This window comes from Rhodobacter sp. NTK016B, from assembly GCF_017303295.1.
Taxonomy (GTDB): domain Bacteria; phylum Pseudomonadota; class Alphaproteobacteria; order Rhodobacterales; family Rhodobacteraceae; genus Pararhodobacter.
The window spans coordinates 85,901-98,307 of sequence record NZ_JAFKOK010000002.1 but is presented as its reverse complement, the minus strand read 5'-3'; the positions used below and the strand labels follow the sequence as shown (position 1 = coordinate 98,307).

Genomic DNA, 12,407 nt, shown 5'->3' with positions numbered 1-12,407 from the left:
GAGTGACGGTCCGAAGGTTACGGACGTTCGAGGCACATGGCGACACCCATGCCGCCGCCGATGCACAGCGTGGCCAGACCCTTTTTCGAGCCGCGGCGCTGCATTTCGAACAGCAGGGTGTTGAGGATCCGCGCGCCCGAGGCCCCGATCGGGTGGCCGATGGCGATGGCGCCGCCGTTCACGTTCACGATCGACGGGTCCCAGCCCATATCCTTGTTGACCGCGCAGGCCTGCGCCGCGAAGGCCTCGTTCGCTTCGACGAGGTCGAGGTCCTCGGCCTTCCAGCCCGCCTTGTCGAGCGCCTTGCGCGAGGCAAAGATCGGGCCTACGCCCATGATCGACGGGTCGAGACCGGCGGTCGCGTACGAGGCGATGCGCGCAAGCGGGGTCAGGCCGCGCTTTTCCGCTTCCTCGGCCGACATCAGCACAACCGCCGCCGCGCCGTCATTGATGCCCGACGCGTTGGCTGCCGTGACCGAGCCGTCCTTGGTGAAGGCCGGGCGCAGTTTCTGCATCGTTTCAATCGTCGCGCCGTGACGGATGTATTCGTCGGCATCGACCACCGTCTCGCCTTTGCGGGACTTGATGGTGAAGGGGATCACCTCGTCCTTGAACTTGCCGGCTTTCTGGGCGGCTTCGGCCTTGTTCTGGCTGGCGACCGCGAATTCGTCCTGTTGCTCGCGCGAGATCTGCCATTGCTCGGCGACGTTCTCGGCGGTCTGGCCCATGTGATAGCCGTTGAAAGCGTCCCACAGACCGTCCTTGATCATCGAGTCGATGAACTTGACGTCGCCCATCTTGTAGCCCGCGCGCATGTGCGCGACGTGGGGGGCGAGCGACATGTTTTCCTGCCCGCCGGCAATGACGATGCCTGCATCGCCAAGCTGCACATGCTGTGCGCCCAGCGCGACCGCGCGCAGGCCCGAGCCGCAGACCTGATTGAGGCTCCAGGCCGAGGCTTCCTTGGCCAGTCCCGCCGCGATTGCCGCCTGACGCGCCGGATTCTGGCCCTGACCGGCGGTGAGAACCTGACCCAGGATCGTTTCCGACACTTCCGACTTGTCGATGCCGGCGCGCGCGACCACGGCCTCGATCACCGCAGCGCCGAGTTCATGCGCCGGCGTGTTGGCAAAGCTGCCATTGAAAGAGCCCACGGCGGTGCGTGCGGCGGAAACGATCACGACGTTGGTCATTAGGAGTCCTCTCGCGTCTGGCGCGTCCGAAGGGACGCGCATCTGCGCGAAGGTTTACGCTCCGGACCCTTTCAAATCAATGCCGCAGTGCGGAAACGGCAGGCGTTTTGCCGGGTTTGGCGCCGTTAGCGCCCGCTGTTTGCGCAGACATCGTCTGACGTTTTGCGGCGTCACGCCCGTTTGGGCAGACGCGACGTCAACCACGGTGCTTCGGTCGAGGGGACGCCATAGAAATATCCCTGAAGGCAGTCGAAACCGATATCGATCAGGTAGCGCGCATCCTCGGCCGTTTCGACCGATTCGGCGACGGTGAACATGTCGAAATGCCGCCCGATCGATACCAGCGCCTGCGCCAGAACCTGATTGTCCGGATCGCGCGCGATGCCGCGTATGAACTGGCCGTCGATCTTGATGATGTCGAAGTAGAAATCCTTGAGATAACGGAATGCGGTATAGCCCGCGCCGAAATCGTCGAGCGCGAAGCAGATGCCGCGCGATTGCATGTCGGCCATGAACACCGTCACCAGATCGGGCATCACCATGGCCGAGCTTTCAGTGATTTCCAAAATCAGCCGCTCGGCAATGCCGGGATCGGCGCGCAGGTTGCGTTCCAGCGTGGTCAGCCATTGCGGATAGCCGATGGAGCGCGCGGACATGTTGACGCTGAGCCGGATCGTCGGTTCCTGCCTGAGCGCGGCAAGCCCCATTTCCAGCGCAAGACAGTCGATCCGGCGCCCCAGTTCATGGGTTTCCACGTCACCCATGAAGTCGCGCGCGGGGATCACCCGGCCCTGTGGGTCCAGAATGCGGATGAACGCTTCGTAGAACGCGGCGCGGTTGGTCAGGCGCGCCTGTACCACGGGTTGAAAGGCCAGCATCGCGCGTTTTTCGTCCAGCGCTTTGCGCACCATGGCAATGGTTTCCTTTTCGCGCAGGTCGTCGGCCACCGAAAGCGGGCTGTCGAGCCTGTGTTCGGGCAAGCGGCGGGCGGGCGGATCTGGCGGAAGCGGGGGCATTGGGTGATTCCCTGACAGCGTTTTCCCGATCGTGCCGCTTGGCCGTTAATACGCCGTGAACCCGTGTCCGAACGCCTCTCTCGCCCCGATTGCGCCATCCGGTCGCGGGGCGTATACCGGCGCCGCAAACACAGGGGTGAGCGATGACCGACGCGACGTCAGCAGGGGCAAACAGCATGTGGGGCGGCCGCTTTGCCGGCGGCGTGGACGCGATCATGGAGGCGATCAATGCCTCGATCGGCTTCGACAAGCGGCTCTACGCTCAGGACATTGCAGGCTCGCGCGCGCATGCTGCCATGCTGGCCGCGCAGGGCATCATCACCGAGGCCGACCAGAAGGCCATCGACGCCGGGCTGGCGCAGGTCAAGGCCGAAATCGAGGCGGGCGATTTCGTCTATTCGACGGCGCTCGAAGACATCCATATGAACGTGGAAGCGCGGCTCAAGCAGATCATCGGCGAGCCCGCCGGGCGGCTGCACACGGCGCGGTCGCGTAACGATCAGGTGGCGGTCGATTTCCGGCTGTGGGTGCGCGATCAGGCCGACGCGGCGATCGAGGGTATCGAGAAGCTGATGCGCGCCTTTCTTTCGCAGGCCGAAGCCGGTGCCGACTGGGTCATGCCGGGCTTCACCCACCTGCAGACCGCGCAGCCTGTCACATGGGGCCATCACATGCTGGCCTATGTCGAGATGCTGGGCCGCGACAAATCGCGGTTCGAGGACGCCCGCAAGCGCATGAACGAAAGCCCGCTGGGCGCGGCGGCGCTGGCCGGGACCTCGTTCCCGATCGACCGGCACGCAACGGCCAAGGCGCTGGGTTTCGACCGGCCCACGGCCAACAGCCTCGACAGCGTGTCGGACCGCGATTTCGCGCTGGAATTCCTTGGCGCGGCGTCGATCTGCGCGATGCACCTGTCGCGCTTTGCCGAAGAGCTGGTGATCTGGTCCTCGGCGCAGTTCCGCTTCGTCAATCTGTCGGATGCCTTCACCACCGGCTCGTCGATCATGCCGCAAAAGAAGAACCCCGACGCGGCCGAGCTGATCCGCGCCAAGCTGGCGCGCATCCTTGGCGCGACGGTGGCCTTGTTCACGGTGATGAAGGGGCTGGCGCTGACCTATTCCAAGGACATGCAGGAAGACAAGGAACAGGTCTTTGACGCTGCCGACAACCTGATGCTGGGCCTTGCCGCGATGGAGGGGATGGTCAAGGACATGAACGCCAACCGCGAGTCGCTGGCCGCCGCCGCGTCCTCGGGCTTCTCGACCGCGACCGATCTTGCCGACTGGCTCGTGCGCGAGCTGAACCTGCCGTTCCGCGACGCGCATCATGTCACCGGCTCGCTTGTCGCCATGGCCGAGGGCAAGGGCTGCGACCTGCCCGACCTGACGCTGGCCGAGATGCAATCCGAGCATCCGGGCATCACGCAGGCGGTTTACGATGTGCTGGGGGTCGACAACTCGGTGCGCTCTCGTGTCTCCTATGGCGGAACGGCGCCGGACAATGTCCGCGCGCAGGTCGCGCGCTGGAAGGAGATTCTGGGATGACACGCATGGTCTGGATCGCGCTGACGGGGCTGGCCCTGCTGGCCGGTTGCGGCGCGGGGGATCCGCCGGAGGCGCAGGGCGGTATCGACCTGCACGAATTCTGGCGCGCGGCGCCGTAAGGAGACAACATGCGGTTCTTATGGCTGGCGCTGGCGATCTGGGGCACCGTGCACCCGATGGCCTATTTCCTGAACTGGTTCGGCGAGAACGGCTTTTCGATCATGGGCATGGTCGAGGCATGGCACGCCAACGCGGCGTCGTCCGGGCTGGTCTGGGATCTGGTAATCGCAGCCGTCACCCTGACGATCTGGGTGCTGGTCGAATGCGCGCGCACCGGGCGCTGGTGGGGCCTGCTGGCGATTCCGGCGACCTTCTGCATCGGCGTAAGCTGCGGTTTCCCGCTTTACCTCTTCCTGCGCGCGCCGCGCGGGACTTCTTGAAAAACTGACAGCGCTTGGCGCTTATCCGGGACGTATCGTGGATCATTTTCTGTACAAGGACGGTCAGTTGCACGCCGAAGACGTGCCGATGTCCGACATTGCCGCTTCGGTGGGAACGCCGTTTTATTGCTATTCCGCCGCGACCCTGTCGCGCCACTTCCTGCTGTTCAAGGAAGCGCTCGAGCCGATGCCGTCGCTGGTTTGCTACGCGGTCAAGGCCAATTCCAACGTCGCCGTGCTGAAGCTGCTGGGCGATCTGGGGGCCGGTATGGACGTGGTGTCCATCGGCGAATACCTGCGCGCCAAGGCGGCGGGCGTGCCGGGCGAACGGATCGTGTTCTCGGGCGTGGGCAAGACGCCCGCCGAGATGCGCATGGCGCTCGAAGGCGGCATCCGGCAGTTCAATGTCGAAAGCGAGCCCGAGCTGGAAGCGCTGTCGCGGGTTGCCGCCGCGATGGGCGCCGAGGCGCCGATCACCCTGCGCGTCAATCCCGATGTCGACGCCAAGACGCATGAGAAAATCTCGACCGGGCGCAAGGAAGACAAGTTCGGCGTGCCGATCAGCCGCGCCCGCGAGATCTATGCGCGGGCCGCGAAACTGCCGGGCATCAAGGTCGTCGGCATCGATATGCATATCGGCAGCCAGCTGACCGATCTGGCCCCGTTCGAAGCGGCCTATACCAAGATGGCCGAGCTGACCCGCGCGCTGCGCGCCGACGGGCACCAGATCAGCCGTCTGGATCTGGGTGGCGGGCTGGGCATTCCCTATACCCGCTCGAACGAAGCGCCGCCTTTGCCCACCGATTACGGCGCGATGGTCAAGCGGGTGCTGGGCGATCTGGACTGCGAGATCGAGATCGAACCCGGCCGCCTGATCGCCGGCAACGCAGGGATGCTGGTCACGCAAGTGATCTACCGCAAACAGTCCGAAGAGCGCGAATTCCTGATCGTCGATGCGGCGATGAACGACCTGATCCGCCCGGCCATGTACGGCGCGCATCACGATATCCTGCCGGTGACCGAGGCCGAGCCGGGCGTGCCGCTGACGCCTGTCGATCTGGTCGGGCCGATCTGCGAATCGGGCGACACCTTCGCCAAGCAGCGCGCGATGCCGCCCGTGACGGCGGGCGACCTGATCGCGTTCCGCTCGGCGGGGGCTTACGGTGCGGTCATGTCGTCTGAGTACAATTCGCGCCTTCTGATCCCCGAGGTTCTGGTGCAGGGCGATCATTTCGCCGTTATTCGGCAACGCCCCACCTATGACGAGATGATCGCCCGCGATAGCATCCCGGCGTGGCTGTAGAGAAACGATTCACGCCGGTCCCCACGGACCCCCTTCATCCGGCCGCGCGTGCCCTTCGGGGTACGCGCGCCGCCATGCTGGCCGAACGCGTCGCGCGCGCGTTGTGGCTGCCGGTATCGCTGGCGCTGATCGCCGCCACGCTCTGGGCTTTCGATCTTCATACACACCTGCCGGGCGATGCCGCGCTCTGGGTCGCGGGCGGCTTCGCGCTGGCGATCGTGATCTCGCTGGGGATGGGGCTGTGGCGGTTTCGCTGGCCCCGCCGGGCCGAGGCGGTCGCCCGGCTCGACCGCACGCTGGCGGGCCGGCCTCTGGCGGCGCTGACCGACCAACAGGCGATCAATGCAAGCGATCCCGCCTCGGCGGCGATCTGGCAGGCCCACCGCGCGCGCATGGCCGCCGCCGCGGCCCGGGCCCGCGCCGTCCGGCCCAAGCCGGACCTCGCCCGCCGCGACCCCTATGCCCTGCGCCTTGTCGCGCTGACCGCCGCCGCCATGGCGCTTCTGTTTGCCGTGCCCGGCCAGCAGGGGCCGCTTGCCGGAATGCCGGGGGCTGCCGGGGCGGCCATCGGGCCAAGCTGGGAGGGCTGGATCATGCCGCCCAGCTATACCGACCGGCCGGGCCTGTATCTGAACGAGATCGAGCGTGACAGCTTCGAGGTGCCGCAGGGCAGCCGCGTCGTTTTGCGCTTTTACGGCGCGCCCGGCGCGCTGACGCTGGAGCAGTCGCTTGATGACGGTGTGCGGTCGGACGAATCCGGGCAGGCGCTGGAATTCGACGCCCGCCGGGCGGGCCGGATCGAAATCGACGGCCCCAATGGCCGCGCCTGGGACGTGGCCGTCGCCGCCGATGCGCTGCCGCAGATTACCGCCGACGGCGCGATGACCCGCGCGCGGGGCGGCGTGGCCGAGCAGGCCTTTACCGCGACCGACGATTACGGCGTCCAAACGGGCGAGGCGATCATCACCCTCGACATGGCGGCGCTCGACCGCCGTTACGGGCTTGCTGTCGATCCCGAACCCCGCGACCCGCTGCGGCTGGCGCTGCCGATGCCGATGTCGGGCGCGCGCGACACGGTGACGGAAACCCTGCGCGAGGATCTGTCGCTGCACCCGTGGGCCAACATGCCCGTGCGCGTGGTGCTCAGCGCGACCGATGCTGCGGGCCAGACCGGCGAAAGCCCGGCTTCGGCCACGCTGTTGCCCGGGCGGCGCTTTTTCGAACCCTCGGCGCAGGCGCTGATCGAGATTCGGCGCGATCTTCTCTGGAGCCGCGAGAACGCCCATCGCTCCGCCATGCTGATGCGCGCGATGCTGTACCGCTCGGACAATGCCTTCCTGTTCCGGGGCGCCCCGTCGATGATCCGTGGCGCCGTGGCCTTCATCGAAACCCGGCTCGAGGATGACAGCTTCACCCCCGAAGCGCGCGACGAGCTGGCACAGGACCTGTGGGATCTGGCGTTGCTGATCGAAGAGGGCGAGCTGGCCAATGCCCGCGAACGCCTGCAGCGTGCCCGCGACCGTCTGGACGAGGCGATGGAGCGCGGGGCCGATCCGTCCGAGATTCAGGACCTGATGGACGAGCTGCGCGAAGCCACGCGCGATTACATGGAGATGCTGGCCGAGCAGATGCCCGACGCCGAGCCCGAGCAGGGCGATCAGCGGGATATGGGCGAGGACGGCGAGAACCAGACCGTCACCCAGAGCCAGATCCAGGAAATGATGGATCGCATTCAGGAGCTGATGGAAGAAGGCCGGATGGACGAGGCCGCCGAGCTGATGGCGCAGTTGAACGCGCTGCTCGACAACCTTCAGATGACGCGCGGCGAGGGCGGCGAATCGATGCCCGGTGGCGAGGCGATGGAAGGGCTGGGCGATACGCTGGGCGACCAGCAGAGCCTTGCCGACGAGACGTTCGAGCAATTGCAGGAACAGTTCGGCGAGAACGGTCAGGACGGCCAGCAGCAATCGGGCGAGGGCGAGCCAAACGGCGAAGACGGCCAGCAGGGCGAGATCGGCAAGGATACCGAACAGGCGCTGCAAGACCTCGCCGAGCGTCAGCGCGCGCTGCGCGAGCGGCTGCGCGATCAGCAGCTCGAGGATCTGCCGGGCGATGGCACGGCGGAGGGCGAGAACGGGCTCACCGCGCTGGAAGAGGCCAACCGCGCGATGGAGCGCGCGGCCGAGGCGCTTGAGCAGGGCGACATGCGCGGTGCGCTGCAACGCCAGGCCGAGGCGCTGGACGCGCTGCGCGAGGGCCTGCGCGAATTCCGCGATGCCCAGACCGCCGACCGGCGCGAGCAGCAGGGCAGCGACGGCGACCAGATGGTCGAAGGGCAGGGCACCGGCCGCGACCCGCTCGGCCGGGAGCTGGGTTCGGAAGGCCAGCAGGGTGAGACGGGGTCGACCCTTCCGGGCGAAAACCCGCGTGCCCGCGCGCGCGAATTGATGGACGAAATCCGCCGCCGGCTGGCAGAGCGCGAGCGCTCGGATGACGAGCGGGATTATCTGGACCGGCTGATCGAATCGTATTGAGGTCCCGGTTTCCCCAACCGCCGTTGCCAGATCCGGTCGGATGTCGGGCCGGGGCGGGAAAAGCGGACAGAAAAAAGGGGGGCTGTCTGCCCCCCTCGGCGCTACCGCGCCTCACCCCCCGAGGATATTTGCGGATTAAAGATGGGGCGCCGCCGCTATAGCGCGCGCGCGGTCCTTCGGCCCCGGTCTGTCGCCTCAGTCCCTTTGATCAGTCCTTCAGGCGAGCGGCGCGGCCGCCCCGGCGGGTGCGCAGGCGCGGCGCGCGGTCGGGCAGCGCGGCGGTGATCTCGGCGCGTTCCTCGGGGCTCATCTTCGACCAGCGGGCGATTTCGTCGAGCGTGCGCAGGCAGCCCACGCAAATCCGCTCGGTCGGATGCACCACGCATGTCTTCACACAGGGGCTGTCGATTTCCTTGCGCATCCAGATCCTGTCGGTCGAAATGTCCTGAACAAAGTCTTTCATCGGGGGCGCGCCGCTCGTGAGAGTGATTCCTGCGCCCGAATTTAGCGGGAAGGGAACGCCGTGACAGTCCGTTAGCGACGCATCACGGCAAGTCTGTCCAGAACCCCCTGCAAGATGAAGCCGGCCGCGACATGGTCGATCACCGCCGCCCGCTTGGCGCGCGACGTGTCGAACTCGAGAAGCGCGCGCTCGGCGGCGACGGTGGACAGGCGTTCGTCCCAGAAGCCGATGGGCAGGTCGGTCAGGGCCGAGAAGTTGCGCGCGAAGGCCCGCGTCGACTGGCAGCGCGGCCCCTCGGTCCCGTCCATGTTCAACGGCAGGCCCAGCACGAAGCCCGCGAGCTGTTTCGCCTTGGCGATTTCGATCAGCCGCGCGGCGTCGAGGGTGAATTTCTTGCGCTTCACCGTCTCAAGCGGGGTCGCCACCGTGCGGCGCAGATCCGAGACCGCGACACCGATCGTCTTGGTGCCCAGATCGAGCGCGGCGATGGGGCCCTGCGGGGCGAGGGCGGCGAAGAAATCGTCCGGGCTGTCATGGACGCTCATTCGCCGAATCCCTGCGCCTGACCGGCGGCGTCGATCTGCGCCAGTGCTTCGGCGTCGTCGGCGAAGACCAGTCTGGCCTCGGACCAGATCGCGCGGGCGCGGTCGGTCTGGCCCAGAACCCCCAGCGCGCCGATGAGCCGCGTCCAGTCCTCGACCGGGCCGCCCTGATTGGCGAGCCGCTGCGCCAGCCCTTCGACCATGCCGCCGATCATGTCCTGACGTTCCGCGTCGGTCATGTCGGCGGCGGCGTCGATATCGGCGGCAGAGGGGCCGCGACCGCCGGTCGTCTGCGGCGGCAGGGTGTAGCGCACGCCGGCGATATCGGCGAGTTCCTCGATCGTGCCGCGGATCGCGGGCACCCAGGGATCATCCGCCGCGCTGTCTTCAAGCAGGCCGCGCCAGAGCCGGAAGGTCAGGTCGGGCCGCCCGGTCTGCGCGAACATCAGCCCGAGGTAATAGCGTGCGGTGCCGTTCTGCGGATCGCGCTGCAGGATGCGTTCGAGAACCACTTCGGCCTCGGGCGAGACCACGCCGCCGGTTGCCATGATCATCGCTTCGGCCAGCGCATCCATATCGGCCACGGGCGTATCGGGGCCCTGCAGGTCGATCAGCCGGATCCATGCATCGGCGGACGCGGCGTAATTCCCGATATTGCCTTCGTTCACCGCCAGCAGACGCAGGCCGCGCGGGTCGTCGGGACGCTCGGTCAGGGCGGCACGCAGTTGCGCCATCAGGTCGAGATATTGCGATTCGACCGGCGCGGTTTCGGGGCGTTCGGGGTCGTTCTGCCATGCCGTTTCCAGCGCATCCTGCGACAGGCGGTCCGCGCGCATCTGCTGGGCCAGCGCATAGCGGTCGGCGAGCGGCATGTCCTCGTATCCCGGCGCGCCCTCGCGCCAGTAGAGCGCGCCTGCGCCCAGCGCGACCAGCACCACAAGCCCCAGCGCCACCGTCTTCATCGACCGGGGCGATTCGCCCAGCTCAGACGCGCCACGACGGTCGGCATCAAGCAGGCGTCTGGCGGTTTCGGCACGCAGGCGCTCGGCCTCGTCGGGGGCGATCAGGCCGCGTGCGGCGTCGCGCTCGATTTCCTTGAGCTGATCGCGGTAGATCCGCATCTCGCGCCGCTGGCCGGGTTCCGAGGCCTGCACCCGTGCGCCGCGCTGCAATCCCAGCACGACCACGGACAGGATGAGAAGGGTCAGCGCGATGGCTGGACCGAGGAACCACCAATTCAACATTCACGCCCCCTGTTTCGCGCTGTCCGGTCTATCTGCTTGGCGCGCAGGAAAAAAGCAAAACCGGGGTCACGTTGCCGCGACAAAGGGCGCAGGCAGGGTCGCGCAGGCCGGCAAAACCCTGCCGCGCTGCGGCGGTTTGGCACAGGACCGAGGGAATGTCGGTTTTGGCGCCATTGTGCCGCTTGCAGCCAAGGCATAAGCGTCGCGGCGATCCATGACCTGACGGATACGCGGCCCAGGAGGGAGAGCGCTCATGAAACGTTATTCGGCCTTCGCCATCGCCCGCGAAGCGATGCGCCAGCACACCGGCTGGACGAAAGCCTGGGCCTCGCCCGAACCCCGGACGCATTACGACGTGGTGATCGTCGGTGCGGGCGGGCACGGGCTGGCCACGGCCTATTATCTCGGCAAGAATTTCGGCATCACCAATGTCGCGATCATCGAGAAGGGCTGGCTGGGCGGCGGCAATACCGGCCGCAACACCACCATTATCCGCTCGAACTATCTGCAGGATCCGTCAGCGGCGATCTATGAAAAGGCCCGCTCGCTCTATGAGACGATGAGCCAGGACCTGAACTATAACGTCATGTTCTCGCCGCGCGGCGTGATGATGCTGGCGCAGACCGAGCATGAGGTGCGCGGCTACAAGCGGACCGAGATGGCTAACAAGCTGCAGGGCGTCGAGACCCGCTTCATCGGCCCGGCCGAGGTGAAGCGCCTCGTGCCGATCATGAATATCGAGGGGCCGCGCTATCCGGTGCTGGGCGCTTTGTGGCAGGCCCGCGGGGGCACGGCGCGTCACGATGCCGTCGCTTGGGGCTATGCGCGCGCCTGTTCCGATATGGGCATGCATGTCATCCAGAACTGCGAAGTGATCGGCGTGGAAAGCGTCGGCGGCGAGGTTTCGGCGGTTGCCACAACCAAGGGCACGATCGGCTGCAAAAAGCTGGGTATCGTCGTAGCAGGGCATTCGGGCCATCTGGCCGAGCTGGCCGGGTTCCGGCTGCCGGTCGAATCGGTGGCGCTGCAGGCCATGGTGTCCGAGCCGATCAAACCCTGCATGGATGTGGTCGTGATGGCCAACACCGTGCACGGCTACCTGTCGCAATCGGACAAGGGCGAGATGGTCATCGGCGGCGGCGCGGACCATTTCAACAACTACACGCAGCGCGGCTCGTGGATGCATATCGAGGAAACCGTGCGCTCGCTGGTCGAGACCTTCCCGATGCTGTCGCGGCTGAAGATGCTGCGGCAATGGGGCGGGATCGTCGACATGACCGGCGACCGCTCGCCCATCATCTCGAAGACGCCGCTGGGCAATACCTTCATCAATTGCGGCTGGGGCACCGGCGGGTTCAAGGCGATCCCCGGCTCGGGCTGGGCGATGGCCGAACTGATGGCCAAGGGCGAAAGCCCGCTTGCCGATGCGTTCAGCATGTACCGTTTCCGCGAAGGCCGCTTCATCGACGAAAGCGTCGCGGCGGGTGTGGCGCACTGATGAACCGGGCGCGCCTCTCGTCAGCTCTGCGCGATGCGGACCGGGCTTCGGCCCGGCCTGTCATGCTGCGCGCGGTGGCCGGGTCTGGTGCGTCGATTTCCACCCTTGAAAACAAAGGCCTGATGGCGGTACAGCCCCGTCGTCGCGCGGGTTTCCGCCCAATCTGTTCCCCGGTCGGGAACGCGATAAGCCCGGATGTCGTTCTCCCTGCAACGCGATTTTGCAAAGGAGAAATCCAATGGCTTACACGACGGAACGCACCCCGAACCACACGACCAACAACTACACGACCAACACCACTGTGCCGCCGCAACGCTCGGGCTCGGGCGTCGCTCTGGCGGTCGGTGTCGTCGTCGCCCTTGTCGCTGTCATCGCCTATTTCGTCATCGCGTCGCCCACGACGCCTGCCGACGACAACGTCAACATTTCGGTCGATGCCCCGGCTGCTGTCGAAAACTCGGCCGAGCGCGTCGGTGACGCTGCCGCCGGTGCGGCTGAATCGGTCGGCGATGCTGCTGCCGGCGCGGCTTCGGCTGTCGAAGGCGCTGCTCAGGAAGCGGCCCGGGACGCCAACTAAACACACGGCTTGCGCCCCGCGCGCGGGCCTTCTTCCCCTATTCATTCATGAAC

12 protein-coding genes are annotated in these 12,407 nt (G+C 66.6%); 7 read left to right on the top strand and 5 right to left on the bottom strand.

All coding sequences use genetic code 11. The features are described from left to right. Nucleotides 1-17 precede the first annotated feature (17 nt). Nucleotides 18-1,193 (bottom strand): acetyl-CoA C-acetyltransferase, encoded by a 1,176-nt coding sequence (locus JI664_RS02770; protein WP_207012197.1) that lies wholly within the window; start codon nt 1,191-1,193, stop codon nt 18-20. 170 nt (nt 1,194-1,363) lie between these two features. Then, nucleotides 1,364-2,209: an EAL domain-containing protein gene (locus tag JI664_RS02765; RefSeq protein WP_207012196.1), complete on the bottom strand. Its 846-nt coding sequence runs from the start codon at nt 2,207-2,209 to the stop codon at nt 1,364-1,366. Between the two features lie 143 nt (nt 2,210-2,352). Between JI664_RS02765 and argH the strand changes: the two genes are divergently transcribed. The 5 genes from argH to JI664_RS02745 are packed head-to-tail and all read left to right on the top strand — an operon-like array spanning nt 2,353 to nt 8,030. After that, a complete protein-coding gene (argH, locus tag JI664_RS02760; protein WP_207012195.1) occupies nt 2,353-3,753 on the top strand; it encodes an argininosuccinate lyase in 1,401 nt (466 codons plus the stop codon). Next, entirely contained in the window at nt 3,750-3,872 is a 123-nt protein-coding gene (locus tag JI664_RS23865) for a hypothetical protein (protein WP_286173793.1), read from the top strand. Before argH ends, JI664_RS23865 begins: the two co-directional genes overlap by 4 nt. A gap of 9 nt (nt 3,873-3,881) precedes the next feature. Beyond that, nucleotides 3,882-4,193 carry a DUF2834 domain-containing protein gene (locus JI664_RS02755; protein ID WP_207012194.1) on the top strand — a complete coding sequence of 104 codons (312 nt, stop codon included), beginning with the start codon at nt 3,882-3,884 and terminating at the stop codon, nt 4,191-4,193. A gap of 37 nt (nt 4,194-4,230) precedes the next feature. Next, complete coding sequence (gene lysA, locus JI664_RS02750) at nt 4,231-5,496, top strand: diaminopimelate decarboxylase (protein WP_207012193.1); 1,266 nt, start codon at nt 4,231-4,233, stop codon at nt 5,494-5,496. Next, nucleotides 5,487-8,030: a DUF4175 domain-containing protein gene (locus JI664_RS02745; RefSeq protein ID WP_349768675.1), complete on the top strand. Its 2,544-nt coding sequence runs from the start codon at nt 5,487-5,489 to the stop codon at nt 8,028-8,030. The genes lysA and JI664_RS02745 overlap by 10 nt, the downstream gene beginning before the upstream one ends. Before the next feature lie 208 nt (nt 8,031-8,238). Here JI664_RS02745 and JI664_RS02740 read toward each other — a convergent pair whose 3' ends face one another. The 3 genes from JI664_RS02740 to ccmI all read right to left on the bottom strand — a co-directional run bounded on the left by JI664_RS02740 (nt 8,239) and on the right by ccmI (nt 10,279). Then, nucleotides 8,239-8,493: a DUF1289 domain-containing protein gene (locus tag JI664_RS02740; protein WP_207012191.1), complete on the bottom strand. Its 255-nt coding sequence runs from the start codon at nt 8,491-8,493 to the stop codon at nt 8,239-8,241. Between the two features lie 71 nt (nt 8,494-8,564). Continuing rightward, complete coding sequence (gene ruvX / locus JI664_RS02735; RefSeq protein WP_207012190.1) at nt 8,565-9,038, bottom strand: Holliday junction resolvase RuvX; 474 nt, start codon at nt 9,036-9,038, stop codon at nt 8,565-8,567. Continuing rightward, a complete protein-coding gene (gene ccmI / locus JI664_RS02730) occupies nt 9,035-10,279 on the bottom strand; it encodes a c-type cytochrome biogenesis protein CcmI (protein WP_207012189.1) in 1,245 nt (414 codons plus the stop codon). Before ccmI ends, ruvX begins: the two co-directional genes overlap by 4 nt. A 253-nt stretch (nt 10,280-10,532) precedes the next feature. Here ccmI and JI664_RS02725 point away from each other — a divergent pair, with 253 nt between their 5' ends. Both JI664_RS02725 and JI664_RS02720 read left to right on the top strand, forming a co-directional pair. Then, nucleotides 10,533-11,777, top strand: coding sequence for a sarcosine oxidase subunit beta family protein (locus JI664_RS02725; protein WP_207012188.1), 1,245 nt, complete (start codon nt 10,533-10,535; stop codon nt 11,775-11,777). 238 nt (nt 11,778-12,015) lie between these two features. Further along, a complete protein-coding gene (locus JI664_RS02720; RefSeq protein ID WP_207012187.1) occupies nt 12,016-12,354 on the top strand; it encodes a hypothetical protein in 339 nt (112 codons plus the stop codon). Nucleotides 12,355-12,407 lie beyond the last annotated feature (53 nt).